30 protein-coding genes and 1 tRNA gene are annotated in these 26,291 nt (G+C 67.9%); 16 read left to right on the top strand and 15 right to left on the bottom strand.

Annotated features, from left to right (window positions below; genetic code table 11):
* Positions 1–25: 25 nt before the first annotated feature.
* Entirely contained in the window at positions 26–364 is a 339-nt protein-coding gene (locus tag D3261_RS15040; protein WP_120073739.1) for a DUF5615 family PIN-like protein, read from the bottom strand.
* A 66-nt stretch (positions 365–430) separates the two neighbouring features.
* Positions 431–802 carry a DUF433 domain-containing protein gene (locus tag D3261_RS15035; RefSeq protein WP_233554011.1) on the bottom strand — a complete coding sequence of 124 codons (372 nt, stop codon included), beginning with the start codon at positions 800–802 and terminating at the stop codon, positions 431–433.
* A 67-nt stretch (positions 803–869) separates the two neighbouring features.
* On the opposite strand from D3261_RS15035, the gene D3261_RS15030 reads away from it, so the two are divergent.
* A complete protein-coding gene (locus tag D3261_RS15030; protein ID WP_120073775.1) occupies positions 870–1,712 on the top strand; it encodes a polyprenyl synthetase family protein in 843 nt (280 codons plus the stop codon).
* Between the two features lie 377 nt (positions 1,713–2,089).
* Here the strand turns inward: D3261_RS15030 and D3261_RS15025 are convergent, their stop codons facing one another.
* Positions 2,090–2,911 (bottom strand): HD domain-containing protein, encoded by an 822-nt coding sequence (locus tag D3261_RS15025; protein WP_120073735.1) that lies wholly within the window; start codon positions 2,909–2,911, stop codon positions 2,090–2,092.
* Between the two features lie 41 nt (positions 2,912–2,952).
* Entirely contained in the window at positions 2,953–3,429 is a 477-nt protein-coding gene (locus D3261_RS15020; RefSeq protein ID WP_120073733.1) for a redoxin domain-containing protein, read from the bottom strand.
* Between the two features lie 86 nt (positions 3,430–3,515).
* Here D3261_RS15020 and tatA point away from each other — a divergent pair, with 86 nt between their 5' ends.
* Positions 3,516–3,833: a twin-arginine translocase TatA/TatE family subunit gene (tatA, locus tag D3261_RS15015; RefSeq protein WP_120073731.1), complete on the top strand. Its 318-nt coding sequence runs from the start codon at positions 3,516–3,518 to the stop codon at positions 3,831–3,833.
* 44 nt (positions 3,834–3,877) lie between these two features.
* Positions 3,878–3,950, top strand: a tRNA-Arg gene (locus tag D3261_RS15010).
* Positions 3,951–4,016: 66 nt separating this feature from the next.
* Here D3261_RS15010 and D3261_RS15005 read toward each other — a convergent pair.
* Positions 4,017–5,051: a tyrosine--tRNA ligase gene (locus D3261_RS15005; RefSeq protein WP_120073729.1), complete on the bottom strand. Its 1,035-nt coding sequence runs from the start codon at positions 5,049–5,051 to the stop codon at positions 4,017–4,019.
* A gap of 98 nt (positions 5,052–5,149) precedes the next feature.
* On the opposite strand from D3261_RS15005, the gene D3261_RS15000 reads away from it, so the two are divergent.
* Positions 5,150–5,608, top strand: coding sequence for a hypothetical protein (locus D3261_RS15000; protein ID WP_120073727.1), 459 nt, complete (start codon positions 5,150–5,152; stop codon positions 5,606–5,608).
* Between the two features lie 10 nt (positions 5,609–5,618).
* Here D3261_RS15000 and D3261_RS14995 read toward each other — a convergent pair whose 3' ends face one another.
* On the bottom strand, positions 5,619–7,046 hold the full coding sequence (locus D3261_RS14995; RefSeq protein ID WP_120073725.1) for a DHHA1 domain-containing protein: 1,428 nt from the start codon (positions 7,044–7,046) through the stop codon (positions 5,619–5,621).
* 312 nt (positions 7,047–7,358) lie between these two features.
* On the opposite strand from D3261_RS14995, the gene D3261_RS14990 reads away from it, so the two are divergent.
* The 4 genes from D3261_RS14990 to D3261_RS14975 are packed head-to-tail and all read left to right on the top strand — an operon-like array spanning position 7,359 to position 11,958.
* Positions 7,359–8,855, top strand: coding sequence for an MATE family efflux transporter (locus D3261_RS14990; RefSeq protein WP_120073724.1), 1,497 nt, complete (start codon positions 7,359–7,361; stop codon positions 8,853–8,855).
* 54 nt (positions 8,856–8,909) lie between these two features.
* A complete protein-coding gene (locus tag D3261_RS14985; protein ID WP_120073722.1) occupies positions 8,910–9,452 on the top strand; it encodes a hypothetical protein in 543 nt (180 codons plus the stop codon).
* A gap of 53 nt (positions 9,453–9,505) precedes the next feature.
* Complete coding sequence (locus D3261_RS14980; protein WP_120073720.1) at positions 9,506–10,084, top strand: GMP synthase subunit A; 579 nt, start codon at positions 9,506–9,508, stop codon at positions 10,082–10,084.
* A 23-nt stretch (positions 10,085–10,107) separates the two neighbouring features.
* Positions 10,108–11,958, top strand: a complete 1,851-nt coding sequence (locus D3261_RS14975) for a DUF2070 family protein (RefSeq protein ID WP_120073718.1) — start codon at positions 10,108–10,110, stop codon at positions 11,956–11,958.
* Here D3261_RS14975 and D3261_RS14970 read toward each other — a convergent pair.
* Positions 11,955–12,323, bottom strand: coding sequence for a DUF555 domain-containing protein (locus D3261_RS14970; protein WP_120073716.1), 369 nt, complete (start codon positions 12,321–12,323; stop codon positions 11,955–11,957). The two genes, D3261_RS14975 and D3261_RS14970, sit on opposite strands and share 4 nt — an antisense overlap.
* A gap of 93 nt (positions 12,324–12,416) precedes the next feature.
* Between D3261_RS14970 and psmB the strand changes: the two genes are divergently transcribed.
* On the top strand, positions 12,417–13,130 hold the full coding sequence (gene psmB / locus D3261_RS14965; RefSeq protein ID WP_120073714.1) for an archaeal proteasome endopeptidase complex subunit beta: 714 nt from the start codon (positions 12,417–12,419) through the stop codon (positions 13,128–13,130).
* A 66-nt stretch (positions 13,131–13,196) separates the two neighbouring features.
* On the opposite strand, the gene D3261_RS14960 is transcribed toward psmB, so the two are convergent.
* The 4 genes from D3261_RS14960 to D3261_RS14945 all read right to left on the bottom strand — a co-directional run bounded on the left by D3261_RS14960 (position 13,197) and on the right by D3261_RS14945 (position 18,136).
* A complete protein-coding gene (locus D3261_RS14960; protein WP_120073773.1) occupies positions 13,197–14,336 on the bottom strand; it encodes a DUF373 family protein in 1,140 nt (379 codons plus the stop codon).
* 55 nt (positions 14,337–14,391) lie between these two features.
* Entirely contained in the window at positions 14,392–15,294 is a 903-nt protein-coding gene (sppA, locus tag D3261_RS14955; protein WP_120073712.1) for a signal peptide peptidase SppA, read from the bottom strand.
* A gap of 72 nt (positions 15,295–15,366) precedes the next feature.
* Positions 15,367–16,257, bottom strand: coding sequence for a coiled-coil protein (locus D3261_RS14950; protein WP_120073710.1), 891 nt, complete (start codon positions 16,255–16,257; stop codon positions 15,367–15,369).
* 193 nt (positions 16,258–16,450) lie between these two features.
* Positions 16,451–18,136 (bottom strand): glycoside hydrolase family 2, encoded by a 1,686-nt coding sequence (locus tag D3261_RS14945; RefSeq protein ID WP_120073771.1) that lies wholly within the window; start codon positions 18,134–18,136, stop codon positions 16,451–16,453.
* A 103-nt stretch (positions 18,137–18,239) separates the two neighbouring features.
* Here D3261_RS14945 and D3261_RS20410 point away from each other — a divergent pair, with 103 nt between their 5' ends.
* The 4 genes from D3261_RS20410 to nth all read left to right on the top strand — a co-directional run bounded on the left by D3261_RS20410 (position 18,240) and on the right by nth (position 21,004).
* Complete coding sequence (locus D3261_RS20410) at positions 18,240–18,392, top strand: hypothetical protein (protein WP_199694027.1); 153 nt, start codon at positions 18,240–18,242, stop codon at positions 18,390–18,392.
* 30 nt (positions 18,393–18,422) lie between these two features.
* A complete protein-coding gene (locus D3261_RS14940) occupies positions 18,423–18,836 on the top strand; it encodes a DUF371 domain-containing protein (RefSeq protein WP_120073770.1) in 414 nt (137 codons plus the stop codon).
* 118 nt (positions 18,837–18,954) lie between these two features.
* Entirely contained in the window at positions 18,955–20,142 is a 1,188-nt protein-coding gene (locus tag D3261_RS14935) for an MFS transporter (protein ID WP_120073708.1), read from the top strand.
* 49 nt (positions 20,143–20,191) lie between these two features.
* The gene (gene nth / locus D3261_RS14930; RefSeq protein WP_120073706.1) at positions 20,192–21,004 is read left to right on the top strand and encodes an endonuclease III; all 813 of its coding nucleotides are present in this window, start codon (positions 20,192–20,194) and stop codon (positions 21,002–21,004) included.
* Positions 21,005–21,010: 6 nt separating this feature from the next.
* Here nth and D3261_RS14925 read toward each other — a convergent pair whose 3' ends face one another.
* Positions 21,011–21,415, bottom strand: a complete 405-nt coding sequence (locus D3261_RS14925; RefSeq protein WP_120073704.1) for a disulfide bond formation protein B — start codon at positions 21,413–21,415, stop codon at positions 21,011–21,013.
* A gap of 238 nt (positions 21,416–21,653) precedes the next feature.
* Between D3261_RS14925 and D3261_RS14920 the strand changes: the two genes are divergently transcribed.
* A complete protein-coding gene (locus tag D3261_RS14920; protein ID WP_233554010.1) occupies positions 21,654–22,283 on the top strand; it encodes a class I SAM-dependent methyltransferase in 630 nt (209 codons plus the stop codon).
* Positions 22,284–22,363: 80 nt separating this feature from the next.
* On the opposite strand, the gene D3261_RS14915 is transcribed toward D3261_RS14920, so the two are convergent.
* The 3 genes from D3261_RS14915 to D3261_RS14905 all read right to left on the bottom strand — a co-directional run bounded on the left by D3261_RS14915 (position 22,364) and on the right by D3261_RS14905 (position 24,476).
* Positions 22,364–23,740: an NAD-dependent succinate-semialdehyde dehydrogenase gene (locus tag D3261_RS14915; protein ID WP_120073700.1), complete on the bottom strand. Its 1,377-nt coding sequence runs from the start codon at positions 23,738–23,740 to the stop codon at positions 22,364–22,366.
* A 108-nt stretch (positions 23,741–23,848) separates the two neighbouring features.
* Positions 23,849–24,079 carry a hypothetical protein gene (locus tag D3261_RS14910; RefSeq protein WP_120073698.1) on the bottom strand — a complete coding sequence of 77 codons (231 nt, stop codon included), beginning with the start codon at positions 24,077–24,079 and terminating at the stop codon, positions 23,849–23,851.
* A gap of 97 nt (positions 24,080–24,176) precedes the next feature.
* Positions 24,177–24,476, bottom strand: coding sequence for a translation initiation factor (locus D3261_RS14905; protein WP_120073696.1), 300 nt, complete (start codon positions 24,474–24,476; stop codon positions 24,177–24,179).
* A gap of 75 nt (positions 24,477–24,551) precedes the next feature.
* Between D3261_RS14905 and D3261_RS14900 the strand changes: the two genes are divergently transcribed.
* Positions 24,552–25,949: an NAD(P)/FAD-dependent oxidoreductase gene (locus D3261_RS14900; RefSeq protein WP_120073694.1), complete on the top strand. Its 1,398-nt coding sequence runs from the start codon at positions 24,552–24,554 to the stop codon at positions 25,947–25,949.
* Positions 25,950–26,046: 97 nt separating this feature from the next.
* Positions 26,047–26,211: a hypothetical protein gene (locus tag D3261_RS20405; RefSeq protein WP_007691858.1), complete on the top strand. Its 165-nt coding sequence runs from the start codon at positions 26,047–26,049 to the stop codon at positions 26,209–26,211.
* Positions 26,212–26,291: the final 80 nt, after the last annotated feature.

The raw sequence follows: 26,291 nt of genomic DNA, 5'->3' as shown, positions 1-26,291 counted from the left end.
TCAAAAGACAGTCGTTCTCTACATCTCAACCGTTCTTCTCTGCAAGGTACAGTTCGTCCGGAAGGTCGTTCTGTGACGGATAGTATTCTGTGAGTTCTGCAACCAGTGCCGCGAGTTCGTAGGCCGGGATCCGGTTGTTCGTATAGAAGAGTACCGTCCGATCGGGATGCAATGACGGATCGAGGAAGTCGGTGTCGTTGGTGAGGATCACCATTTCATTCTCGTGAGCGTAGGCCGCGACTTCGTGATCGTCGACACCCAGTGCAAGCGCCTGTCCAACGTGGATGGCTTCGTGGCCCTCGCGTTCGAGATACTGAACGGTATGCGGGTCGACGTTCTCGTCACAGAGTATTCGATAGGCCATTGTTCGACCGTCTCCCGATGGGATGTTTTGCGTGGCCCGAACGTGTGCCTGCGCTGGCCCGTGGATTCATTCGTCGGTTGCTCCAGCGTGCTCCTCGCGGAGCTCACTCAGCGTTTTCATGCCCCTCTCTCGTGCGGCACTGATTCGTTCTCGACGACGACGCCGCACTGCGGCCATCTCACCGGGGTGTTCGTGGTAATACGTCAGCGCACGGTAGACGTCCGCGATGTCGAGGTCGTAGCGGTCGGCGACGGTCTTGGCCGACAGGTCACCCTCCTCGACCCAGTCGGCGACCTGACGGACGCCGATGCGGCGACCCTCGATCCGGGGTTCACCACCCATCACGTCGTCGTCGCGGACGATGCGGGCGGTTCGCTGGGACATCTCGGTAGCTCTACCCTCCGCTTCGGATTTAAGCCTTCGGCGGAACGGGTCCATCGAGCTCGGTCGTCGAATCCGGGACCGTCACCTACTTTCACGCGCCGTTCGAAAGGAAGGTATGGCGATGGAGTACCTCGAACACCGCCGAGGCATGGTCGAGGAGCGCCTCGAAGCGGTGTGCGAGGTGGTCGACCCGGACGAGCTGAGCGAGCGGATCGCTCACGTCGCGCTCTCTGACGGCAAACGGGTTCGGCCGACCGTCACCGTGCTCTCCTGTGAGACGGCCGGCGGCGAGGCGGCCGACGCGGTGGACTTCGCCGTGGGGATCGAACTCGTCCACAACGCCTCGCTGGTGGTCGACGACATCATTGACGACTCCGATACCCGGCGCGGGACCGACAGCGCGTGGGCTGCCTTCGGCTACGGCCCGGCGCTGATCACCTCCGACGGGCTGCTCGGCGAGGCGTTCGCGCTGTTTCTCGACGACGAGCGCGCGACGGAGGTCGTGAGCGAGGCGATGGTCGAGCTCGGCGAGGGCGAAGCCACCGAGCTCGTCGCCCGGCCCACGAACGAGGAGGAGTACCTCGCGCTCGCCCGCCGGAAGACGGGGGCGCTGTTCCGGGCCGCCGCCGAGCTCGGGGCGATCGCCGCCGACGCCGACGCCCGCACCGTCGAGGCCTTCGGCGAGTACGCCGAGGGCGTCGGAGTGGCCTTCCAGATCCGTGACGACGTGCTTGACGCCACCGCCGACGCCGACGACCTCGGGAAACCCACGGGCCAGGACAGCGCGATGGACCGCCCCTCGTTGGTCGAAGTCACCGACCTCACGCCCGAGGAGGCCAACGCGTTGGCACGCGAGACGGCGGACGGAGCGCTCTCGGCGCTGGAATCGGTCGACGTGGCCGACGAGCGGGCCGCCGAGTACCTCCGGGACCTCGCGGAGTTCGTGGTGGTTCGCGAGCGGTGAGCCGCCGCTTGCGGCGGCGGTGCGGATGCCGCCGCGGGTGCGGTCGCCGTCCGGCGGTCGTGGCGCGGGTGCGGTTCGGGCCTGGCGGATGAAGGGCGAACCGCGCGAACGAGCCGAAGGCGAGTGAGTAGCGAACTCCGGAGCACGCTTCGCGCGCTCCGTGCTCCCGTTCGCTTCGCTCACGGAAACGAAGTGAGCGCGCGGTGAGGGCTTCGGCGGTGTGGTCGCGGAAGCGGTGCCGTGCGGTTTGCGGTAGCCGATAGTGATTGTACTGCGAGCGACCAACGGGAGCGAGCAGCCTTTTTAGCCCAGGTTTTTGCGCGGGGTTTGAGGCGAGTGGAACGAGCCGAGGACCCCGTGGAAAAAAGTGGGGGTTCCTAGAGCTCGACGCGCTCGACGAGGCGTTCCTCCGGGTCGCGGGTGGTGACCGCGACGATACGGACGTCGTCCTCGAGCCCCGACGCGTCGAGTTTGGACTTCAGGAGGGTGTCGACCTGATAGACGCCGGCGGCGTCGGTCATCTCGATCTCGACCAGAACGGGAACACCGTCGCCTTTCTGGAGCGAGACCTTCCGGATGGCCTGGCTGGAAACGGTGTTGATGCCGCGGCCACCCTCCTCGTAGGGGCGTCGCGACCGGCCGTGTTCCATGTCGAGGGCGTCCGAGACCCGCACGATCCCGGCTTCGAGCGTCAGCGGCGTCTCGTCGGTGTCGTGGGCGACGATGGCGTGGAGCACCTCGCCCTTCATCCGGACGCACTCGCCGATGTCGTACCACTCGAACTCGGGGAGCAAGCGGTCGAGGAGGTCGGCGGCGAGCGGGATCGAGTAGTAGGGGTGGTCGGTCCGGTGGACGACGTGGCCGATGTCGTGGAGCGTGGCGGCGAGCGCGATGATGACGGACTCATCGGCCTCGTCGAGTCCCTGGTCGGCCGCGCCGTTGAAGGCCACGTTGCCGGCCTTGAGGAGGTCGTAGAGACAGAGCGCGCGGTTCCTGACGATCGAGATGTGCTGGGAACCGTGGTCGTTGTAGCGCTTTCTCGCCACCGGGTTGACGTTCTGGGCGTCGAGGTAGGCCTGGATCTCCTCGTCGGCTTCGATGACGTCGAGCACCCGATTCAGGCGTTCGTCGGGGAAGGCGTGGTCGGCCTCGGGGTCGTAGACCCGGCCGTTCGCGCCGGGATCCGCGTCGTCACTCATGGGATGGGGTTGGGTCCGCGTGGGAAAACCGATTCTGGTTCCTACGCGTCGCGCACGGCGTCCTCGATCGCGTCGTAGTCCGGCTCGACGCCCGGGTTCTCGCTCGTCCACGCGTAGGCCACCGTCCGCTCGCCGTCGACGACGAACACCGCGCGCTGGGCTACCTCCTCGATCCCGAGGTCCTCGAAGCCCATCGTGGCGTCGTAGGCCTCGACGACCTCGTGGTTCGGGTCGCTGATGAAGTCGAAGTCGAGCCCTTCCGCCTCGCGGAAGGCGTTGAGCGCGAACGGTGAGTCGACGCTCACACCGTAGATCGTCGCGCCCGCGTCCTCGAAGCTGCCGCGTCGTTCCTGGAAGGTGTTCATCTCGCCGGTACAGACCGACGAGAACGCGCCGGGGATGAACGCGAGCACCAGCGGGGCCTCGTCGAGGCGGTCGGTGAGCGCAAACCGCTCGCCGACGTCGCCGTTCGCGAGCGGGGCGGTGAACTCGGGGGCCGCATCGTTCTCGGAAAGCATCGTCTGCGGGTCGTTCGCCGTGATGAAGACGCTTCTGCTCGCTGAGCAAAAAGCCTATAACTCACACATCGTAAGCTGGAGACACAATGGTTGGACTATCGCTGCTCCAGATCCCCGGTATCCCGGGTGGACCGGAGGTGTTGATCGTTCTCGTGATCATCGTTCTCCTGTTCGGTGCGAACAAGATCCCAGAACTCGCCGGCGCGCTCGGTCAGGCCCGTGGCGAGTTCGACAAGGGCCGAAACGAAGTCGAGGACGAACTCGAGGAGATGCAGACGAGCACCGTCGACGCCGACTCGGGCGCGGCCGGCGACTCGACCGACGCCGCCTCGCAGGACAACGACGTCGACTACGACCCACCCGAGGTCAACGAGCGCAACACCGAAGTCGAGAGCAACCAGTAACGGAACGGTACGGTTTTTCACCTCGCGCCCACAGTTTCCGTCGGGGGCGTGTGGCCTAGCGGAGAGGGCGAGAGGTTCCTAACCTCTAGACCGCGGGTTCGAATCCCGTCACGCCCGCTGTCCACCCGAGCGCAGCGAACCGCGTCCGACCGCCGTCCGGATTCGCTTCACCTTCGACGGTCTTCAGTTGCCGTGTTCGTCCGGGTACGCATCCGCGAGCAGCTCCGGCTCCGCCTCGAATCGCTCACGTACCGGCGCGATCACCGACGAGATGGCCTCCGCGGCGGCGTTCTTGAGGTCCTGTGGGTGGAGTTCCTCGCTCACGAAGTCGGCTTCGAGGTCGGCGTACGTCTCGTAGGTCAGGTCGCCGCCGTACTCCTCGGGTCGTTCGACGACGAACGGCTCGCCGCGCTCGTCGAGCACCGGGAAGACGAGGTACTCGAGGTATTCGAGTACGCCGTTGCCCGTAACCTCGCCCTGTGGGCAGTAGGCTCCCTGAAGTTTCTCGGCCACAGTGCTGGAATCGTCGGTGAGGTTCACCTTCGAACTCGCGTCGGAGGCACTCATCTTCCCGCCCGCGAGTCCCGAGAGCAGCGGCGCGAACACGCACACAGGAGGAGTCTCGCCGCGGTCGGCGAACAGCTCGCGGCTCAGCATGTAGATCCCGCGCTGGTCGATCCCCCCGTACGCGATATCGGCGTCGAGCGCCTCGATGTCGAGGGTCTGCATCAGCGGGTAGATCAAGCCACCGAGTTTGGGGTTGTCCGACTGACGGACGACCTCGCTCCCGGCGCGCTGCACCCGGGAGATAGTGGTGTCGGCGGCGGTTCTGAGCAGGTCGAGCGAGTAGTCGGGGTCGAGTTCGAAGTCGCGGCCCTGCGAGAACTCGATCTTTTCGGGGTCGGCCCCCGCCGCCTCGACCATCGCCTCGATCGCCTCGCGGTAGTAGGCCGCGCGCGCGTCGAGCAGGTCGAACGGGCTCTTCTCGTCGTCGAGGTGGGCGTGGAGGTCCGCGATCAGGACCTTGACCTCCAACCCTGCCCGCAGGAAGTCGGCGAGCTTTCGGATCGTGGTGAAGTGGCCGATGTGCATCTCGCCGGTGGGCGCGTAGCCGATGTAGACCGTGGGGTCGTCCCCGAGAAGCTCGTCGAGTTCGTCGTCGGTGACGACCTCGGCGGTGTTGCGCCGTACGAGGTCCGCGCGCTCGGCGTCGTTCATACCCCTCCTGTCCCGTGCGCGCTGTTAAGCGATTCCCTTCGGATCACGACGGCTGCCGCAACGAACAGCTCCATGCGGTCGTAGCCCGTAGTCGTGGCGTGTACACCGGCAAGACCGAACAGCCGTGCTGTCTCTGTGCGAACCCCGAGACTACGTCCCGGCTCGACCTCCCGCCGCGAGCGGTGCGGGAGATGAAGCACGCCGGGTCGATCGCGTGGCGCGACATCGTGGGCGAGGTCTCGATCCACTTCTGCGAGAACGACTGGGCGCTCGTGCGGGACCTCGTCGTGGACCTCGACCAGAACCCGCTCTCGCGGTGTAACGTCGCCTACGCCTCCTTCGACATCCGCGAGGACTTCGAGGCGCTGTTGAACGACGTTCGTGACGAACCCGACCACACCGAGGCGGACGCTGAGATGATCGCCGAGAGCCGATGGGTCGTCGAGGCGTTCGACGAGGACGACCTCATCGAGACCCGCGACCTCGTGGAGGCGAAGATCACCCTCTGGACGCTGCTCGACCTCGACGCGCCTGCATACGAAGAAATCTCCCGATAGTACCTCCGCCTCACGCCAACTGCTCGGCGACGAGTTCGTCGGCGCGCTCGACGAACGCCGCCTTCGAGTCGGTAGGGATCGTGGCCCCCGCAGCGACGTCGTGGCCACCGCCGTCGCCGTCGAGCGCGCGGGCGGCCTCGCCCACCACCGCCGAGAGGTCGAGTCCGGACCGGACCAATCTGTGGGTACCGCGCGCCGAGACCTTCGTTTCGGTCTCGTTCTTCGTCGCGAACGCGATCACGGGTCGATCGCCACGAACCCCGTCGGTGCCCATCGCCATTCCCGCGACGATGCCGACGATGGTATCTCGAATGGTGTCGCCCGCGTCGAACCACTGGAGGTGGTCGGCCTGGGTCACGCCCTCGCGCTTCACCCAGTCGATGCCGGTCGCGAGATTCCGGCGGTGGTTCGAGAGCAGCGTTTCGGCCTCCGCCAGCGCCTCGTCGCGGTCGCCACAGCAGACCGCGAGCCCGACGTCGGCGCGCTCGTAGCGCGCGGTGGCGTTGAGGAGGGTCGAGAACTCGCTCGCGTCCCGGAGTTGGCTGCCCGCGGGTTCGTCCGTGAGGAGGTAGGTCGTCCCGACGAGGTCGTCGATCCGGTCGGCGGGCACCCCGCGGGCGACCGCACGCTGGAGCAGCCCGCTCGCCACTCGCTGGCGTTCCTCACGACTGAGGTCGACCCACCGCCGCCAGCCGTTCTCCCCTTCGAGATCGATCTCGAGCTCCGAGAGGAACGCGGTCGCGCCGCGCTGGCTCCCGGAGATCCCCGGGATCCGCACGTCGTTCGCGTATTCGAGGAGTTTCGGGAGCGGGCGGGTCTGCTTGCCGTAGAGCGCGAGGTCGGTGGTCTCTTCGAGCACGCCCGCCGCGACGCCCTCCGCGACGATGCCGCGGTTCGCGCCGACGAGCTCCCCAGTTGAATTCTGCATGTCGCCGACCGCGCCGACCACGGCGAGGGCCGCGAGGTCGCGGTTGTCCGCTCCCATCTCGTCACCCTGTGTTTCGCCGAGCGCCCGCGCGAGAACGTAGGTCGTGCCGGCTCCCGAGAGCTCGGTGGAGCCATCGAGGTCGAACAGGAGGGGATTCAGATGGAATTCGGTCTCCGCGTCGGCGGGCTGGTGATGGTCGGCGACCACGGGGGTGAACTCGCCGGCCGCCTCGTGGTCCGTGATGACGTCGAGCTGGCCGCTCCCGAAGTCGGTGAACAGGACCGTCTCGAACTCCCGTGCCGCCATCCCCGCTATCGCGTCGGCGTCGAGCTGTTTCTCGAACACCACCTCGTGGTCGATCCCGGCGCGCGAGAGCGCCGTCGTCGCCACCGCGGCGCTCGTGAGACCGTCGGCGTCGATGTGGGAGGCGAGGAGGACCGACTCCGCCGTGCGGAGCGCCTCCGCGCACGCCGTCGCACGCGTCGTGAGTTCGGGGACCGGACCAGCCATTCGTCGTCGGGTACGACGGGATCGGATTTAAGCTTCCGGACGGCGGCCCGACCGCCGACGGACTCCCGCCGTCGCTCGGTCCGAACCGTGATGCCGAAAGCGTTTAAGCCACTGGACGGCTACTCACGCCAACCACTGACTGTACAGTCAGTATCGAACGAACACGATGAATCACGAACTCACCTGCACCCAGACATCGCTCGCATCGGTTCCGACGAGGAACGGCGGGCGGCGGACCGAATCGACCACGAACCACGACCGCCCGTCGGACGATGAGGTCCGGTTACGGTCCCGTCCGGGAGGCTTCGCGGAGTGAGCCGCAGGGGCAGCCTGCGGGGACTGTTCAAGACCCGCGACGAGTTCGACCTGACGTCCGGTGGCATCGGCCGACCGCTGTTCTATCTCGCGCTGCCGATCGTCATCACCAACCTCTTCCAGACCGCCTACAACCTCGCGGACACCTTCTGGCTCGGCCAGTACAACACGAACGCGCTCGCGGCGATCAGCTTCGCGTTCCCGATGGTCTTCCTCGTGATCTCGCTCGCGATCGGGCTCTCGGTCGCGGGCAGCGTGCTCGTGGCGCAGTACGTCGGCGCGGGCAAGGAGCGCCGTGCCGAGTACGCCGCCTCGCAGACGATCGCCTTCTCGATACTCGTCTCGTTGGTCCTCGGTGTGATCGGCTACTTCTCCGTTGACGTGCTCGTCGACCTCCTGGGCGCGAACGACGCGATCGCCCCGCTCGCGGCGGGCTACATGCGGGTGTTCATGGTTGGCCTCGTCTTCGTCTTCGGCTTCGCGATGTTCATCTCGCTGATGCGTGGCTACGGCGACACGGTGACGCCGATGGTCGTGATGTTCGTCTCGGTCGTGATCAACATCGTGCTTGACCCGTTCCTGATCTTCGGCTTCGAGTCGAACCCGCTGTTCGGCTTCTTCGGGCTCGGCGGGCTCGAAGCCAGCCTCTACGCCGCGACCGGCTACGCGGGGAGCGGTATCCAGGGTGCGGCGGTCGCCACGATCGGTTCGCGCGCCATCGCGTTCGTGATCGGGCTCTGGATCATGTTCCGGGGCGACCAGGGCGTGCGGATCCGGCTCTCGCAGATGGTGCCGGACCTCGACTACGCCCGGAAGATGCTCGCGCTCGGCGTGCCGGCCTCGATCGAGGGGACCGTTCGGGCGGTCTCGATCAACCTCCTGCTGGTGGTCGTGGCCTCCTTCTCGACCACGGTGGTCGCCTCCTACGGGATCGGCACCCGCATCTTCTCGGTCGTGTTCCTCCCGGCGATCGCGCTCTCACAGGGCGTCGAGACCATGACCGGCCAGAACATCGGGGCCGGGAAGGCCGACCGCGCGGACCGAACGAACCACGTCGCCGCGGCGGTGCTGTTCGTGGTCCTCTCGGCCGTGGGCGTCGTCGCGTGGCTCTTCGCCCGGCCGATCGCCGCGGTGTTCACGACCGATCCCGCCGTCGTGGCGACCAGCGCGACGTTCATCCGCTACGCCGCGCCGACGTTCGGCTTCATCGGGATCATGCGGGTCTACACCGGCGGCTTCCGCGGTGCGGGGCTGACGATGGTCGCCGCGGTCATCGCGGTCGGTACCCTCGGGTTGATCCGGCTCCCGGTCGCCTGGTTCGGCGCGGGCCTCCTCGGCGTGAGCGGGCTCTGGCTCTCCTTCCCGGTCTCGAACGTCCTCGGCGCGCTCGCGTCGTACCTCTGGTTCCGCCGCGGGACGTGGCGCGACCGCAACCTCGCCGCCGACGACCAGGCCCCCCACCAACGCACCACGAGTTCGACGACCGACGACTGAGGGTCGAACCGAACCCGACGGAACGTTCAAACCGATTCGCGGCCGCCGTTCGCTATGGAGAAGACGCCCGCCGGCACGTCGGTCGGCGTCGCCGACCCGTACGCGTTCGTCGAGCGGTGTGACCACCTCACCGACGACGGCCGCTGTCGATACGCACTCGAACACGGCTCCCACGACCCCGGGTTCGCCCGCGAGCGCGAAGCCGACGACTTCGCCTGTCCGGTCGTGACGGAGGCGGGCCCCGACTGGGATTGGCGGGATTGCCCGCAGTTCCGCGCCCGAAACCGCTCGCGCGAGTGTGTCCGGTGTGGCCTCGACGAGCGCCGGATGGCCCACAGTACGGACCGCCCGCTGCTCGAAGAACACCACCTCTCCTACGCCGACGACGACTCGCGCGAGGTGAGCCACGAGATCACGGTCTATCTCTGCCGGTGGTGTCACGCCAAGATACACTCGTCGTGGGCGCGGATCGACGACGACGCCAACCCCGACCCCGAAGCGCTCGCCGCCCGCGAGGGCCGCCGAAGCGAGGAACAGGCGGAGTTCGGGTTCGCCTCGGCCGCCGAGCGCCGCGAGTCCTCGAGTGACGAGACGTGACGGAGCCGCACACGTTTCGGGGGATTTTAGCCGGCGCGTCGCCAGCCCCAGACATGACCCGGATCGTCGTCGTCGACAACCACGGCCAGTTCACCCACCTCGAAGGCCGGGCGCTCCGCGACATCGGCGTCGAGACCGAGATCGTCGACAACACAACGCCCCCCGAGGAGATCGAGGCCGACGGGATCGTGCTCTCCGGCGGTCCCGACTCGGCCGACGACCCCGACGCGGGCGGGCGGTGTGACGAGTACCTCGACATGGGGATCCCGGTGTTGGGGATCTGTCTCGGGATGCAGGTGATGGCGGTCGAGCGCGGCGGTCGCGTCGAACCCGGCGAATATGGGGGGTACGCCGACGTCACCGTCGAGATCGACAGTCCGGAGGACCCGCTGGTCGGGTCGCTCGCGCCCGAGACACGGGTGTGGGCGAGCCACGCCGACCAGGTGGTCGAACTCCCGCCGGGCTTCGAACGCACGGGGAAGAGCGACATCTGCGGGATCGAGTCAATGAGCGACACCAGCGAGGACCTCTTCGGCGTCCAGTGGCACCCCGAGGTGGCCCACACCGAGGAGGGCGAGGCGGTGTTCGAGAACTTTCGGGCGGTCTGTGACGCCACCGAAAGAGGGATTTAGCCGCCACTGGGTGGTTCTCCCGAATGACCGAGACCCAGGGCGACCTCGCGGCGCTCTCGCGGTTCATCTTTCGCGCCCCGAAGTGGTACGCGAGCCTCGGCTTCGCCCTCGTGGTCGCGGCGCTCGCGGGTGCCGCGGCGTTCGACTCGCAGTTCGTTCTCGAGGACGCCTGGCAGGGTGTCTTCTTCATCGGCGTGCCGACGGTCGTCGCGGCGGTCGCCACCCCCCCGATAGACCGGCGGCTCGGCGGCCAGCTCACGCCGAACCGCGCCTCCCTGCTCGCGCTGGTCTGTGAGGTCTTCCTGGTCGCGGTCCTCGTGGTCGCGGGGACGATCGCCGTCCTCACGCCGCTCGGCCAGCGGTTCGTCTTCGACGCGCTCACCGTCGGGCTGGCTGCGGTCGGCGGCATTCGATTGGCCGTCCTGCTCGCGGTCTCGCGGAAGTCGCTCGTCGTCACGGCGATCCCGGCGGGGATCCAGACCGCGACGGCGGCGTTCCTCGTCTTCGTCTACAGCGGCACCGCGCGCTACGTCGAGGTCGGTGGCCCGCTCGTCCAGTCCTTCCTCTCGCGACCGAGCCGCGGCCCCGCCGAACTCGGGGCGGTCAAACCACTCGACTTCGCCGTGCTCGCGTTGCTCTGTGCGCTCTACGCACTCGCCGTCGTGGTGTTCGTCCGCGTCATCGACCGGCCGTGGCGACGGAGCCTCGGCGTGAGCGTCCTCGACTTCGGTCGGGGGTTCGTCGGCCACATCGCGGAGGGCTCCGACGAACTCGAGGAGTTCTTCGCGGCGCTCGGCGAGGAGGCGGTGGTGCCGGTGAGCGTGCTCTCGGCCCGCCGTCCCGACGGCTCCGAGAAGGCGCGGTTCGTACTTCCCATGATCCACCCGGGCCCGATGGGCGAGATCGGTGGCGGCAACCTCCCGAAGCGCGTCGCGAGGAGCGCCGACGGGCTCGGCTTCCCGCCCCACGCGACCGCGGGCCACGACTTCAACCTCGTCTCCGAGCGCGAGGTCGACACCCTCCTCGACGCGGTCTCGCATGCCCACGACCGGATCGAGTACTCGAAAACGGGGACACCGCCGGTCCGACGCCGTGTCGGCGAGGCCACCGTCACGGGGCAGGCGATGGGCGACGGTGCGATGGTGGTCGCGACCTACGCACCGGGGCTCGCCGACGACATCGACTACTCGGTGGGGCTGTCGGCGGTCGCCGAGGCGCGGTCCCACGGCGTCGACGCGATGGTGGTCGACGCCCACAACGCGAACGACGGGCTCGCGGGCGACGACCTCGGCCACGTGGTCCCCGGCAGTCAGCGTTCGTTCGACCTCATCGAGGGCGTCGGCGAGGTCTCGGCGGCGCTCGCGAACGCGCCGCACGGTCGGCTCGAACTCGGAGTGGCGTGGGACGAGACGCCGTGGACGGCGAGCGAGGGTATCGGCCCGCTCGGCGTCCGGGTCGCGGCGTTCACGGTCGCGGGCGAGACCGGGGTCTCCGTGCTGATCGACGGCAACAACATGGAACCGGGGCTCCGGGAGGCGATCCTCGACCACATCGACGCGGACCCGGCGGAGGTGATGACGACCGACACCCACGTCGTCAACACCGTCGAGTCGGCGAATCAGGTCGGCGGGGCCATCCCACACGACGAGCTCATCGCGCTCGTCGCGTCGCTCGTCGAGGAGGCCCTCGCCGACCGCGAGCCGGTCGAGGCGGGGATGGCGACCGAACGCGCCCGCGTCACTGTGTTCGGCAACGACAGAACCGAGACCCTCGCGAGCCACGCCAACGCGATGGTCGGGATGGGAGGTGCGCTCGCGGGTGCGTTCGCCGTCGCGCTGCTCGCGGTGAGTATCGTGGTCTTCCTGTTCACCTAGCTCGCGGCCTGCTCCTCGTCCCCATCGAGTTCGATCGTCTCGACCACCGAGAGCGGGACGTCCCGGAGCGCGCCGCCGACCTCGCTCTTGGCGATCCGCTCGGCGTGCTGTTGGCCGTCGGCGTTGAAGACGTCGATCTCGAGGACCAGTCCCACGAGTGCCGTGCCGGCGGCGACGTAGGCCGAGTCGAACGGCTCGCCACAGGCCGGACAGCCCGTCGCGCCGACGTTGACCTCGACGTAGGACTTGTCCTGGTCGTTGAGTCGTTTGCCCGCTTCGCTCACCGCGACGCCGATCGCGTCGTCGATGTTGTCGACGTCGCGAACCAGCCACGCGGCCTCCATCGCAACGAGGTAGTCGGTCATAGCTGGTCGTCGTGATGTAGAGGGTCGAACCTTGTGGTTTCGAGTGACGCGCGGAAGGACTGGTCTTTTAAGCGTCGGGCCGGTAACGGTGGTATGCAAGACTTCCCGAACAGCCCGGATCTCGGCCGGCCGGGACAGGCGGAGACGGAGGGTCTCTACGGCCCGGAACTCGGCGACCTGCCGACGCACGACATGTCGGACGAGCAGATCACCAAGACCGGTACCACGACCGTGGGCCTCACCACGACCGACGGCGTCGTGCTCGCCACCGACCGCCGCGCGAGCGCGGGCAACCTCGTCGCGAGCAAGCGCGCCGAGAAGATCGCGGAGATCCACCCCCGCGGCGCGCTCACCATCTCCGGGGCCGTGAGCGCGGCCCAGGCGCTGATCAACAACCTCCAGGCCGAGGTCCGCCTCTACGAGGCCCGCCGCGGCGAGGAGATGTCGATCAAGGCGCTCGCCACGCTGACCTCCAACTTCCTCCGGAGCGGCGCGTTCTACATCGTCCACCCCATCCTCGGTGGCGTCGACGACGAGGGCAGCCACATCTACAGCATCGACCCCGCGGGCAGCATCATGGAGGAGCCCTACAACGCGACCGGCTCGGGCTCCCCGTTCGCCTACGGTGTGCTCGAACAGCGCTTCGAGGAGGGCCTCTCGAACGAGGAGGCCAAGACCGTCGCCACCGACGCCGTCAAGAGCGCCGTCGAGCGCGACACCGCGAGCGGTAACGGTATCATCATCTCCGAGATCACCGACGCGGGCGTCGACATCGACGTCCACGACGACTTCGACGACCTGCTCTGAGGTCGGACCCTTCCATCTCTTCCTTGCCACACCCCGTAGTCGCGCGGCCGTCGTCCGGCGACCCCGTCACTCGGGTTGTTCGCTCGGCTCGTCGGCGATCCCGGTGCCGATGCGGGCGGCGACGCCGACGCCGACGAACGTGACCAGCACCCCGGCGAGCACGAACCCGAGGAGCCGGGTGTCGGCGGTGACCGCGAAGCCCCGAACCGAGATCACCCCGAGCGAGAGCGCCGGCACCTGGAGCGGGGCGGTCACGCCGGCGCGTTCGAGGAAGTAGGCCGCGAAGCCCCGGACGACGAGTGCGACGGCGACCGCGACGAACGGCAGGTTGAGCGCCGAGGTCCGAACGCGGTCGTTGGCGAGCCACTCGTCGGCGGCGAGGCCGATGCTCGCGGTCAGCGCCGCGGTCGCGAGCCACGGCACGCTCGCGAACAGGAAGGCCATCACGGTGACGAGCGGGCTGGCGGTCCGCGCGAGCGGCGAGGCGTTGATCCCGCCCGCGACGACGCCGACGAGCGCGAGCCCCGCGGCGATGACGCCCGTCACCACCGACACCCGACCGGTGTAGAACCCGCCGCGGAGCCCGCGGGCGATCGCACCGAACGCGTCGTCGACCCCGAAGCCCTTGTAGAGCAAGAACAGCCCGGTGACGGCGGCGACGACCGCGACCGCGACCGCCGCGCTCCGGGCGAGCACCACCAGCACCGGGGCCACGAGCAACGCGATCCCGATCGGCACGAGCACCGTCTGTCGGAGCTCCTCGTCGTCGAGGAACTGTTTGAGGTAGTGGTAGGTGGATTCGAGGTCGCGCGACTGGCGGACGACGACCCGCGAGACGCCGTCGACGCGAACCCGGCTCTCGACGACGTGCACCAGGCCCTCGTCGGCGCTGTCGGTCACCACGACCGACGAGTCGATGTCGTGGGCCGCGAGGAGTTCGTCGATCTGGCGGGCGACCGCTCGGTCGGCGTCGACCGAGTCGTCGGCCCCCGAGACCACCGCGACCACCGGGTCTTCGCCCGTCTCCCGGAGGTCGCGCGCCACCCGCAGCCCTTCGAGGAAACAGTTGGTCCGGCTGCTCTCCGGATCGTGCAGGCCGGCCTCGGTCACGAGCGACCGGACCGCCCGCTCGCCGACCACCGGCACCTCGTCGGCGACCGCCGCGACGGTCTCGCCGCGGTCGAGACAGACCACGAGCGTACTCACGTCCCGATGCACGCCACGATGGAATAAAAACGCTCGTCATGGCCGCCGTTCGGTCCTACAGTCGGAGCTGGAACTCCTCGTCGACGTCGAACGCGCTCGCCGCGCCCGCGCCGACCGCGTAGGCCATCCCCTGGGAGCTGTTCCGAAGGCGCTCCATCAGACTGCGCTCGGGCTCGAACTCCTCGACCTCGACCTCGTGGCCGAGGCGGTCTTCCAGTCGGTCCTCGACGTCTTCGCGGGTGCCGAGTTCGTCGACCAGCCCGTTCTCGGCCGCGTCGGCCCCGAGGTAGACGCGCGCCTCGGTCTCTTTGATGGTGGCCTCGTCGAGGTCGCGGCCCGCCGCCACCCGCTCGACGAAGGTCTCGTAGTAGTCGTCGACGATCCCCTGGAGGTAGGCCTCGTCCTCGGCTTCCGGCTCCTTCAGCGGGTAGCCCGCGTCCTTGAACTCGCCCGCCGTCATCGGGCGGTAGTCGAGCCCGAGCTTGTCGGCCAGCCCCTTGGCGTTGACCTGGGAGCCGCGGACGCCGATGGAGCCGACGATGCTCGCCTCGCGCGCCCAGAGCTCGTCACAGCCGCTCGCGATCCAGTAGCCGCCGCTCGCGCAGGTGTCGGTCGCGTAGGCGACGGTCGGCCCGTCGAAGCGCTCGGCCGCGATCCGGATGTCCTCGCTCGGGAGCACCTCCCCGCCGGGGGTGTTGAGCTTCACGATCAGTGCCTCGACGTTCGGGTCATCGTCGGCGCGCTCGATCTGCTCGACGACCTTGTCGGCGGGTATCGACCCCCGACCCGCACCCGGGACGCGGCTCCCGTCGCGCGTGATCGGCCCCTCGACGGCGACCTCGGCGACGTTGTAGCCGTTCGTCGCCTGCGCTCGGAATCGTTTGACGGTACCCCAGAGGCTCGCTCCCGCCGTCGCCCCGACGACCGCACCCGCGAGTCTGTCTGCGTTGGTCGGCATGGGCGCTCTCGGTGCGGAACGCGGATTAAGGGTTCGCTCGCGGAGCGCTGCCGGAAGAATGTCGCTTGCGGTTTAGAGCTTGCCGGCCTTCTGGAGCTTCATCAGGTCCTCGGTGTCGAGGGTCTCGCCGTCGAGGAACTGCTGGTAGATCTCGTCGGCCTCCTCCTCGGCGGCCTCGCGGCGCTCGTCGCGCTCGGACTTGCGCTCCTGTTCTTCCTCCTTGTCCATCTCGCGGAGGCGCTTCTGGACCCGGACGAAGTCCTCGTGGTGGCGGTCGGCGGCCTCCTGGGCCTCGACGAACTTCTCGTGCCACTCGTCGGCGTCGTCGCGGACGTCGTCGGCCTCGCGGTAGGCCGAAATCATCTCGTTGTGGTGCTCCTGGGCCTCGTCGGCGAGCTCGGTGACCTTCTCGTGGTGCTCGGAGGCTTCGGCGCGGACCTCCTCGGCCTCGGCCTTGACCTCTTCGAGCCCCTCGGTGTCCTCGAGGGCGTCCTGGCGCTTGCGATACTGCTCGCGCTTGTCCTCGATCTTCTCGATGAGTTCGCGCTCGTCCTCGGCCGAGAGGACCTCGGTCTGCTGGCGGAACTCGAGGTCCTCGATCTCGGATTCGAGCGTGTCGAGGTCCTTGCCCTCGTCGAGGTCGAGGTCGCCCTTCATGTCGTCGACCTCGTCGAAGAGCTCGTTGGCCTTCGCGTTGAGCTCGTTTCGTTGCTGTTTGTGTTCTTGGACCTTCTCGTTCAGCTCGTCGCGTTTCTCGCGGTGCTCCTGCGCGAGATCGACCTGCTCTCGCGTCTTCGCGTTGAGCTCGTCGCGTCGCGAGGCGCGCTCGGAGGCCGCCTGATTCAGCTCGTTCCGGCGGTCGCGGAGCTTGCCGGCGAGCTTGATGAGCTTGCCTTTCGAGTCGCTTTCGAGGTCGTTATCGGTGAGTTCGACGTTCGCTGATTGGTCTATTGTGCTTGCCATGGTTCGGTTGCGATCCCAGTCGCGCCGGATGGTCGCCGCTCCTCGTCGGTCGCTGACTGCTCGGAGGAGAGGCCCGTATCATTCGTTTGCGATACCACAGTGATGCCGGCGGCTTCTGGCATCTGCGCATAGTGGCAGAACCACTTTAAACGTTGCGATGGTGAGAGGTCGTCACACGGTCTCTCGGCCCGGTCTACCGGGGATAGCTGGTTTCGACCGTCCGCTCCCCGACCGAGAGCACGAGGTCGACGCTATCGGCCTCCGCGGGCGGGTCGACCGTCCCGACCGTCGCCCGCGCGGCGGGCCCGAGGTCGACCGCGACCGTTCCCGACCGCTCACCTGCTTCCCACTCGACCTCGCCCGCGATGGGGTCGGCGGTGTCGTTGCTCACCACGACTGCGGGTTCGGGTCCGGTCGGGTCGTCGAGGAACACGGTCACCGGCTCGAACCCGGTCGCGAGCGTGGCGTCGACCGACGCGGCGTTCGGCGGCGCGAACACGGTGAGGAACGGTATCCCCGACCGGCGGAGCGCCGCGACCGTCCGTTCCGCGTTCGTCGCCGCCGCCGCGTCGGTTCCGGCCACCGCGTAGCGGGTGTGGGTGCCCGGGTCGAGGTCGCCGGCCGCCCCCGTGTAGCCGTCGACCACCCAGCCCTCGGTCCCGTCCTCGACACCGGCATCGAGGCCGGGAGCGGCGAGTGTGGGGATGGAACCCGGTAGCGCGCCCGCGGCCGCCGTCGCGGTCGCCGCGTGCTCGCGCCCACCCACCGCACGAAGCACCCGCCACGAACCCTGGTCGGTGGCCGTCTCGAACTCGTAGGCGTCGTCGTGGACCCCGAAGAGGCCGAGGCTCGCGTGGTGGCCGTAGGCCCCCGAGAGCCGGCGTGCGAGCGACCGGGCGCGTTCGGCGTCGAGCGCACCCGGACTCATCGGCAGGTCCTGCACGAGGAGCACGCCCGCCTCGTCGGCGGCGTCGTAGGCCGACTCGGGCGGGACGTGGCCGTACCACCGCACGAGAGTCGCGTTCGTCTCGGCCGCGTGCTCGATGGCCTCGACCGCGTCCTCGGGATCGGTCGTCGGAAGCACGACTCGGCCGCGAACCGGGACCCGGGTTCCGTTGACGACTAGCCCTTCGGAGCCGTACTCGACGGTCCGAAAGCCGGTGGTCGCGGTGCGTTCGTGGTCGCCGAGGGCGGCCCGCACCGTGTAACGCCGTTGCGAGCCGAAGCCACGCGGCCACCACCGGTCGGGGTCACGAACCGAGAGCCGACCCTGAACGGTGACGCGCCCACCCGCCTCCGCCGCGACCCCGACGGAGGTCATCGCGCTCGTGGCCTCGCCGTCCGCGGGGTGGAGCGTGAGCCGGATCCGGCCCGAGAGCTCCGTCCCGGCGTCGACGGTGACGATGGCGTTGATCCCCGTCTCGTCCCCCTCGGCCGGTCGAACCGTGAGGTCGGTGAGCGCGATCTCGGGGACGGGTTCGACGGTGGCGTCCCACCGGATCCCCGGGACGCGGTCCCGCGGCGGGAGGCGATCCGTCTCGAAGACACCGCCGAAGCGGTCGTCGGACGCCCGACAGACCACGACGAGTTCGTTCTCGTCCGCCGGGTCAACGACGGCGGTGAACGGCGTGAAGTAGGCGTCGTGCTCCCCGAGGAACTCGCCGTTGAGCCAGACGCGCGCGTGGGCGTAGAGCCCACCGAGACGGAGCTCGGCGCGCTCCCCACCGGGGTCGGCGAAGTGGGTCCGGTAGGCGACCGTTCGCTCACCGGTGAAGCGCGCCGGGCTCTCGGGCCCCTCGACGGCGACCCACTCGTCGGGCGTCGGTGGATCCTGCCCGTCCGGGTCGACCGCGGCCGCGCTCCACTCGCGGAGGTTCATGTCGACCGAAGTGGGCGCGCCGGGCATAGCCCTTCCGTGTGTTTCTTTCAGTTTCACTCCGGGGTTGCCGCCGGTTCATAGCCCCTGCGGACGTTCTCCCGGTATGTTCGAAGAACTCACGCTGACCTGTGAGGCCGAGGGCTGTGGCCGCGACCTCGATCCGGAGCCCGCGCTGGTCTTCCGGGACACGGGCGGCGAACGCCGGGCCTACGAGTGCGTCTGCGGTGCCGTCACGGTGACCGTCGCGAAGACGTAGCCCTAAGTGCGGCTCCCGCCGACGACCGGCGTGGAAGAAATCGTCCGCGCACGCGGCCACGAAAACGTCACCGCCCGCCACGCGAGCACGCTCGAACTCACCGCCGACGACTACCTCACGCCCGCCGGCGACTGCATCCTCGGGATCGAGGCCGACCGGACGCCCGCCGACTTCGACCCCGCGTTCGTCGACGCCTCCCGCGACGCCGACGCGACCATTAGCCTCGAACTCGCCGTCGACGGGCTGACCCGGACCGTCCGTGGACGCGGCCATCCCGACCTCGAATATACGAACGACCGGAGCCTCGTCTGTCGGACCAGCGACTACGTCGACGACCGGACGGTGATGGTGGGTGCGGACCGGGCGGCCGGCGACCTCGACCGGGAGCTCGTGACGGCGCTCGCCGACGGCGGCTCGCTCACCGCGACGCTCCGGGTCGAGTGACCGCCGAAACGACCGCCTCCTCGACGGTCTAGGTCGATCGATCCTCGTGGATACTTCGCCGATACGCCACGTTTAGGTGTGTTTGTCACCGACCACCACCCGAGGCGATACTCGCCGAATGTCACGCGAGACGGAGGGAAGTTGGTCGTCGGTCGCCACGGTCGCGGGCTGGCAGGTGGCGGCGAGTCTCTGCTATTACAGTATCTTCGCCGCCACGGGAGTCGTCAGGGACGCCTTCTCGCTGTCGGCGACCGAGGTCGGGCTGTTCACGACCGCGGCGCTGCTCGGCTACACGGTCGCGCTGGTGCCGAGCGGCGCGGCGGTCGACGGCTACGGCGAGAAACGTGTGATGGTCTTCGGGCTGGTCGGGCTCGCGGTTGCGACGGTCGGGGTCTCGCTCGCACCGAGCTACGGCCTCCTGCTTGTCGCGGGTGCGGTGCTCGGGGGCGCGTACTCCTCGGCGATGCCCGCCTCGAACCGGGGGATCCTCGCGAGCGCGCCCGCCGGCCGGGGCAACTTCGCTATGGGGCTGAAGCAGGTCGGGGTCACGGCGGGCAGCGCGATCGCCTCGCTGGTCATCACGGGACTGGCAGCGGTGGTCGCGTGGCAGGCCGGCTTCTGGGTGATCGCCGCGCTCGCGGGCGGCTACGTCGTGGGCTTCGTCGCGCTCTACGACGGCACCCGCGGCGAGGGTACCCTCTCGGTACCCGACTTCTCGGTGCTGCGCTCGAATCGGGCCTATCTCGTGCTCATCGGTGTCGGGTTCTTCATGGGGGCGTCGATCTTCGCGATGCTCGGCTACATCGTGCTCTACGTCGTCGACGACCTCGGCCACACCACCCTCGTCGGCGGCGTCGTGCTGGCGCTGACCCAGGTCATGGGGAGCGCCGCACGGATCGGCGCGGGGGGCGTCGCCGACCGCCTCGGCGGCGCGCGCGGGGCGGCCACCGTCGCGCTGGTCCAGATGGCCGGCGCGGTGGTCCTGTTCGCACTACTCGCGACGGGCCTCCCCTCGTTCCCGGTAGCGCTCGTCGTCTTCGCGGGCCTCGGACTCACGGTCTACGGATCCACTGGGGTGTTCTACTCCTGTCTCGGTACCATCGTCGACGACGACGACATCGGGGCGGCGACCGCCGGCGGCCAGACCGCGATCAACGTCGGCGGCCTCCTCGCGCCGCCGACCTTCGGTCTGCTCGTCGAGCATGCGGGCTACTCCGTGAGTTGGGCGTTTCTCGGGGCGCTCTCGGTCGCCGGTACCGTGCTGCTCGTCGTGGTTCGACGACGGCTCGGTTCGCCCGCCGGCTGAGCGGTTCCGCGAACGACGTTTTGTAGTATTCCGCAGCCAACGACCCAGTATGAGCGAGGACCCGGAGCCCACCGAGAACATCAGTGGCGGGCCCGACGGTGGCGGACTCGCGACCGAGTTCGACGAACGGACGGCCGAGACGCGTGCCGAGCAGGTCGTCGACCGCCTCGGCGAGCGCTACTGGCGCAAGACCTACGGCGGTCAGGACGCCTTCGAGTGTCTCGTCCGCACGATCCTGAGCCAGAACACGTCCGACAAAGCGAGCCAGCCGGCCCACGACGCGCTGATGGCGCGCTACGGCGAGGGCGAGGACCTCGCGGTGGCGCTCGCGGAGGTGGATCAGGACGACCTCGCCGAGACCATCCAGCCCGCGGGGCTCTACAACCAGAAGTCCGAGACCCTCGGCCGGATCGCGGGCCGTGTGGTCGAGGAGTACGGCGGCGCGGCGGGATTCGACGAGTACGTCACGGGTGAGGACCCCAGTGCGGTGCGCGACACCCTGCTCGACTTCTCGGGGGTCGGTCCCAAGACCGCCGACTGTGTGCTCCTCTTTTCGGGTGGCCGCGCGGGCGTCTTCCCCGTGGACACCCACGTCCACCGGATCTACCGTCGGCTCGGGGTCGCGCCGCCCGACGCCGACCACGAGACGGTCAGGGAAGTCCTCGAAGACCAGATCCCTGCCGAGAAGTGTGGGTTCGGCCACACCGCGACGATCCAGTTCGGGCGGGAGTTCTGCAAAGCCCGCAAACCGGCGTGTCTCGACGACCCTGACGCGTGCCCGATGGCCGACCTCTGCGACCAGGTGGGTGTCTATCCGGCGACGGACGAGGTGATCGACCCCGCCGACGCGCCGGCCGAGTAGGGAGGATTAGCGGCTCCGGATCGTCACGAACAGCGCGAGCGTGATCAGCACGAACGCGACCAGCGAGAGGTTGGGTATCGAGAGGCCGGCTATCTGATACTGAACCGCGCTACAGCCACCGCCGACCGAGCAGGTTCCGGTGGTGTCGCTGACCTGAAGCCACGAGTGGTAGGCCGCGACGATGGTTCCGAGGATCGAGAGTGGAAAGGCAGTGAGGAAGACCCGCCGCCGATTTTCGAGGGCCGCAACGCCGAGGACGAGGACCAGGGGATACATCAGGATTCGTTGATACCAGCAGAGTTCGCAGGGGACGAGACCGAGGCCGAGGCTGAAGTAGAGGCTCCCGGCGGTGGCGACGAGCGCGACGAGCGTCCCGAAGGCGAGCGGGAGCCGGGCCTCGAAGCGGCGCATACGTTATCCCCGGGAGAAGAGCTATGTAGCGGTTGCGGTCCGGGTGCGGGCAACGCGGTCGTCGAAAGTGGTGTCGGTTGCATAATCACCCATTGCTTTTAGTGAGTCTACATTTGTGTCCTGTCACATGCGTACCTCAACGCTCGCACGAAGAGGTGTTGACATCGCTCTCGACGAAGGGCTGCGTGGATTCGCTGGCCGGACGACGACCTATCTGAAGATGCGGCTGCTATCCCTCATGGGGCGCACTGACCGAACACGAGCCCTCTACTACCGGCTGTTCGATTCGACGCAGTACTGGGAACAACGCTACGCCGATGGCCGCGACTCCGGGCCAGGCTCGCGAGGTGAGCACAGCCGGTTCAAAGCGGATTTCCTGAACGCGTTCGTCGACGAACACGATATCGACTCCGTTCTCGAATTCGGCTGCGGGGATGGTGACCAAGTAGCACTCGCGGAGTACCCGGCGTATCGCGGGCTCGAAATATCCGAATCCGCCGTCGAAGCGTGTTCGCGACGGTTCGCCGACGACGAAACCAAGACGTTCGCACACTACGACCCGGGCGAATACCACGGCGAACAGCGAGAACGGTTCGAGGCCGAACTGGTGCTCTCCCTGGAGGTCGTCTTCCATCTGGTGGACGACGAGACGTTCGAGGAGACGATGCACGACATGTTCGCGTCGGCGACTCGGTACGTGATCGTCTTCTCGAGCAATCACGACGAAACGACCCCCGAACTCCACGTCAGACACCGGCGTTTCACCGACTACGTCGAAACGGCGTTCCCGAACTTCGAACTGATCGAGACGGTCGAAAACGAGTACGAGTCCCGCCACTCCGATTTCTACGTCTACGAAAAGCGCTGAACCAGTACCACGGAAAACGGCCCCGAGTCGGCCACTCGCCAGCGAGAACGACCGTCGCCGCTACTCGTTCCCCCGACCGTTCAGTTCGGGTCGGCGTCCTGGACCCAGACGGTCTTCCGGTTCACGAACTCGTGGGCCCCGTGCCGACCGAGCTCGCGGCCGTAGCCCGAGTCCTTGACCCCGCCGAAGGGAAGTCGTGGGTCGGATTTCGAGAGCTGGTTGACGTAGCTCATCCCGGCCTCGATCTCGCGGGCGACGCGCTCGCCGCGCGCGAGGTCGTCGGTCCAGACCGAGGAGCTCAGCCCGTAGTCGGAGTCGTTGGCGAGTTCGATGGCCTCTTCTTCACTACCGACCTCGAACACCGCCGCCGACGGCCCGAAGACCTCCTCGCAGGCCGAGGCGGCGTCGGTGGGCACGTCCGTGAGCACCGTCGGCGGGTAGAAGAACCCCTCGCGGTCGAGCGGTTCGCCACCGACCTTGACCGTCGCGCCGTCTTCCACTGTGCGCTCGACTTGGTCGTGGAGTTCCTCCATCAGATCCTCGCGGGCCTGCGGGCCGACGTCGGTTTCTTCCTCCGTTGGATCTCCGATGGTCAGTGAATCCATCTCGTCGACGAACTTCGAGACGAACTCGTCGTAGACGTCCTCGTGGACGATGAAGCGCTTGCTCGCGATACACGACTGTCCGGAGTTGAGGGTGCGACCCTGTGCGCCGACTTCGGCGGCGGCGTCGAGGTCCGCATCGTCGAGTACGATGAAGGGGTCGTTGCCGCCGAGTTCGAGCACCGTCTTCTTGAGCTCGGCCCCGGCGGTCTCGGCGACCGCGCGGCCCGCTGGTTCGCTTCCCGTCAGTGTGGCGGCCACGATCCGGTCGTCCTCGAGCATCCCCTCGATCGGGTCGGAGTGGACCATCAGCGACTGGAAGACCCCCTCCGGGTAGCCCGCTTCGAGCAGGATATCCTCGATGGCCTGGGCACAGCCCGGCACGTTCGAGGCGTGTTTCAGGATCCCGACGTTGCCGGCGGTGACGTGCGGCGCGATGAACCGGAAGACCTGCCAGAAGGGGTAGTTCCACGGCATGATCACGAGCACCGGCCCGAGGGGTTCGTAGGAGACCAGGGTCTTCGTCTCGGGGTCGCTGCCGATCAGCTCGTCCTGGAAGAACTCGTCGGCGCGCTCGGCGTAGTGCTCACAGACCCACGCGCACTTCTCGACCTCCGCGACCGCCCCCGAGATGGGTTTGCCCATCTCGCTGGTCATCAACTCGGCGTACTCCCGTTTGTTCTCGCGGAGTACCTCGGCCGCGTTGGTGAGGAGTTGCTGGCGCTCGTTGATCGGAACCTCGCGCCACTCCTCGAAGGTCTCGTCGGCCGCCGCGAGCGCGTTCTCGATGTCCTCCTCGGTGTCGTCCTCGATGGGGTCGAGCGCTTCGCCGGTGGCCGGGTTGGTTCGATCCATGCGCCTCGTACGGGCGGGATGTCAGTTGTAGCTTTGGCTTGCCCGAGGAGGGAGGGGAGTTCCTCTCACCGAAATCGATCGACCGTGGCTTTCCGGTCGACGACTTCCTCATTTGTCTTCCCTCACGCTCGTCCAGAGCCCGAGCCCGACGAGTATGGGCGCGAAGCCGAGGAATCCGAACAGAAACATACTGATCCCCCAGTTGAGGGGATGCTCGTTGCCGCGGCGCTTCGCATCCCCGTAGGTCCAGTACGCGACGATCAGCGGGACGACGAGAATGAGGAGGACGGTCGCTCCCTCACTTTCGCCCGGGATACCGGGTATCTGTAGCGGCAACATATTTCGAGTGTCACAGGTGCCAAGAAATAACTACTCATGTCGGTCGATACGAGAATCGACCCGGAGCGAACGTATTCGTTCGAGCCGCGACGCGGGCTCAGTCGGCGAGTTCGAACCCGCGCTCTTCGAGGAGCTCGGGCAGCCGATTTCGATGGTCGCCCTGGAGTTCGATCCGCCCGTCCGAAACCGTTCCACCAGTGGCGAGCTGGCTCTTGAGTTCGGAGGCGAGGTCGGAGACATCGGTCGTCGAGTCGTCGAACCCCTCGACGATGGTCATCGCCTTGCCGTAGCGGCGCTCGTCGACGCGGATCGAGACCCGCTGGTCGGCGCGCGCGAGGTCGCCGTCGATGTCGAGTTCGTCGGGCAGTCCCGTGATCGTGTTGAAGTCGCCTGACACACCGTCTGATAGGCGTTCCCGACGGATAAGGGGTCCGGCGCGAACGGATTTATCCCCCGATACCGAACCCCTACCATGACCGAATTCGACCTGATCGTGTTCGGCGGTGGGACGGGCAACCGGGTGGCCTCGGCGGCGGCCGAGGCGGGCATGGAAACGGCGCTCGTCGAGAAGGGACCGATCGGCGGGCTCTGTCTGAACCGGGGCTGCAACCCCTCGAAGATGCTGATCCAGCACGCGACCGTCGCGAATCGGGTCCGGGAGGCGAGCCGGTTCGGCATCGACGCCTCGATCGACGAGGTTCGCTTCTCGGGGTTCGTTCGCGAGGTCAACGACGAACTCGCCGCGGTCGCGGACCGGAAGGCGCAGGACAAACGCGACCAGGCGAACCTCACGCTATTCCAAGAAGAAGCCCGGTTCGTCGACGACGGAACGATCGAACTCGTCGAGTCGGGCGAGACACACACGGGAGAGGAAGTCGTCGTCGCGTCGGGGAGTACACCCGTGGTACCCGATTCGATCGACGGACTCGACGAGGTCGACTTCCTCACCAGCGCCGACGCGCTCCGGCTCGAAACACCCCCTGAGCGACTCGTCGTGCTCGGCGGGGGCTACATCGCTGCCGAGCTCGGCTACTACTTCGACGCGTTCGGCACCGACGTCGCGCTGATCGACCGCAACGAGACCCTCCTCCATCGCGAGGATCCGGACGTCGCGCGAGCGTTCACCGAGGTCGCCGAGGAACGCCACGACGTCTACACGGGCCACAGCGCCACGGCGGTCGACGAATCGAACGGCGAGTTCACCGTGACCGCCGAGACCGAAGAGGGCGGATCGGTCGAGGTGACGGGCGACGAACTGCTGGTGGCGCTGGGTCGACGGCCGAACACCGACGGGATCGGGCTCGACGCGACGAGCATCGAGACGGACGACCGGGGGTTCGTCGCGACCGACGACCAGTTGCGGACCTCCGTCGATAGTGTCTGGGCGATGGGCGACGTCGCGGGCAACGCGATGTTCAAACACACCGGGGACTACGAGGGCGAGATCGTCGTCGACAACGTGGTTCACGACGCCGGTCGCGAGGTGGACTTCACCGCGCTGCCGCACGCCGTCTTCACCGAGCCGCAGGTCGCGGCGGTCGGGCGGACGGAGGCGGAACTCGACGGGAGCGGGGCCGAGTACGTCGTCGGTCGCGCCGCGTTCGCCGACACCGCGATGAGCCGTGCGCTGAAGCTCGATCGTGGGTTCGTGAAGGTGCTCTGTGACCCCGAGAGCCGGGCGGTCGTCGGCTGTCACGTCTTCGGCCACGAGGCATCGATCCTCGTTCACGAGGTGGTGCCCGCCGTCCGGTACGGACTGACGGTCGACGACCTCGCGAACACCCTGCTCCACGCCCACCCGGCACTGAGCAAGGTGGTCCAGAAGGCGTGCGCGGACGCCGTCGATGCCGCGGACCGGACCACCGAGTGAGGCGCGCCGGACGACCCTCGTCACCGGGTACAAATACGCCTTGCACAGTCCGGTATGAACTATTCTTCGGCGGCGATATCACCTACTCCTACTTCCAATGCCTAACTGCCTGAACTGTGAGTCGTTCGTGACCGAACAGTACGTCCGGGTGTTCGCCCCGACCGGGATGGAGACCGTCCGGGTCTGCCCCCGATGTGAGGACAAACTCCGCGACGGGGCCGAGGTCCGCGAGGCCCACTCGCCCCGACACACCAACCGATAAACGTCCGTTTCGAGCGACGATGTACCGAACCGACGTGCGAGCGGTGCCCTCCGAGGAGTATTTGACGGCCACGGCGGTAG

It is taken from the genome of Halococcus sp. IIIV-5B (genome assembly GCF_003602035.1).
Classification (GTDB): domain Archaea; phylum Halobacteriota; class Halobacteria; order Halobacteriales; family Halococcaceae; genus Halococcus; species Halococcus salsus.
Note: the sequence above shows the minus strand (reverse complement) of the source record. Positions and strands in the feature narration are given on the sequence as shown.

What these genes read in the sequence shown, in the direction of transcription:
- D3261_RS14900 (WP_120073694.1), top strand. Translation starts at nt 24,552, where the DNA reads ATGACCGAATTCGACCTGATCGTGTTCGGCGGTGGGACGGGCAACCGG.
- D3261_RS14970 (WP_120073716.1), bottom strand. Translation starts at nt 12,323, where the DNA reads ATGACCGACTACCTCGTTGCGATGGAGGCCGCGTGGCTGGTTCGCGAC.
- D3261_RS20410 (WP_199694027.1), top strand. Translation starts at nt 18,240, where the DNA reads ATGTTCGAAGAACTCACGCTGACCTGTGAGGCCGAGGGCTGTGGCCGC.
- D3261_RS14915 (WP_120073700.1), bottom strand. Translation starts at nt 23,740, where the DNA reads ATGGATCGAACCAACCCGGCCACCGGCGAAGCGCTCGACCCCATCGAG.
- D3261_RS15005 (WP_120073729.1), bottom strand. Translation starts at nt 5,051, where the DNA reads ATGAACGACGCCGAGCGCGCGGACCTCGTACGGCGCAACACCGCCGAG.
- D3261_RS15040 (WP_120073739.1), bottom strand. Translation starts at nt 364, where the DNA reads ATGGCCTATCGAATACTCTGTGACGAGAACGTCGACCCGCATACCGTT.
- D3261_RS14925 (WP_120073704.1), bottom strand. Translation starts at nt 21,415, where the DNA reads ATGCGCCGCTTCGAGGCCCGGCTCCCGCTCGCCTTCGGGACGCTCGTC.
- D3261_RS15035 (WP_233554011.1), bottom strand. Translation starts at nt 802, where the DNA reads ATGGACCCGTTCCGCCGAAGGCTTAAATCCGAAGCGGAGGGTAGAGCT.
- D3261_RS14985 (WP_120073722.1), top strand. Translation starts at nt 8,910, where the DNA reads ATGGAGAAGACGCCCGCCGGCACGTCGGTCGGCGTCGCCGACCCGTAC.
- D3261_RS14995 (WP_120073725.1), bottom strand. Translation starts at nt 7,046, where the DNA reads ATGGCTGGTCCGGTCCCCGAACTCACGACGCGTGCGACGGCGTGCGCG.
- D3261_RS15030 (WP_120073775.1), top strand. Translation starts at nt 870, where the DNA reads ATGGAGTACCTCGAACACCGCCGAGGCATGGTCGAGGAGCGCCTCGAA.
- D3261_RS14935 (WP_120073708.1), top strand. Translation starts at nt 18,955, where the DNA reads ATGTCACGCGAGACGGAGGGAAGTTGGTCGTCGGTCGCCACGGTCGCG.
- sppA (WP_120073712.1), bottom strand. Translation starts at nt 15,294, where the DNA reads ATGCCGACCAACGCAGACAGACTCGCGGGTGCGGTCGTCGGGGCGACG.
- D3261_RS14975 (WP_120073718.1), top strand. Translation starts at nt 10,108, where the DNA reads ATGACCGAGACCCAGGGCGACCTCGCGGCGCTCTCGCGGTTCATCTTT.
- nth (WP_120073706.1), top strand. Translation starts at nt 20,192, where the DNA reads ATGAGCGAGGACCCGGAGCCCACCGAGAACATCAGTGGCGGGCCCGAC.
- D3261_RS14910 (WP_120073698.1), bottom strand. Translation starts at nt 24,079, where the DNA reads ATGTTGCCGCTACAGATACCCGGTATCCCGGGCGAAAGTGAGGGAGCG.
- tatA (WP_120073731.1), top strand. Translation starts at nt 3,516, where the DNA reads ATGGTTGGACTATCGCTGCTCCAGATCCCCGGTATCCCGGGTGGACCG.
- D3261_RS15025 (WP_120073735.1), bottom strand. Translation starts at nt 2,911, where the DNA reads ATGAGTGACGACGCGGATCCCGGCGCGAACGGCCGGGTCTACGACCCC.
- psmB (WP_120073714.1), top strand. Translation starts at nt 12,417, where the DNA reads ATGCAAGACTTCCCGAACAGCCCGGATCTCGGCCGGCCGGGACAGGCG.
- D3261_RS14980 (WP_120073720.1), top strand. Translation starts at nt 9,506, where the DNA reads ATGACCCGGATCGTCGTCGTCGACAACCACGGCCAGTTCACCCACCTC.
- D3261_RS20405 (WP_007691858.1), top strand. Translation starts at nt 26,047, where the DNA reads ATGCCTAACTGCCTGAACTGTGAGTCGTTCGTGACCGAACAGTACGTC.
- D3261_RS14945 (WP_120073771.1), bottom strand. Translation starts at nt 18,136, where the DNA reads ATGAACCTCCGCGAGTGGAGCGCGGCCGCGGTCGACCCGGACGGGCAG.
- D3261_RS15020 (WP_120073733.1), bottom strand. Translation starts at nt 3,429, where the DNA reads ATGCTTTCCGAGAACGATGCGGCCCCCGAGTTCACCGCCCCGCTCGCG.
- D3261_RS14950 (WP_120073710.1), bottom strand. Translation starts at nt 16,257, where the DNA reads ATGGCAAGCACAATAGACCAATCAGCGAACGTCGAACTCACCGATAAC.
- D3261_RS14920 (WP_233554010.1), top strand. Translation starts at nt 21,654, where the DNA reads ATGGGGCGCACTGACCGAACACGAGCCCTCTACTACCGGCTGTTCGAT.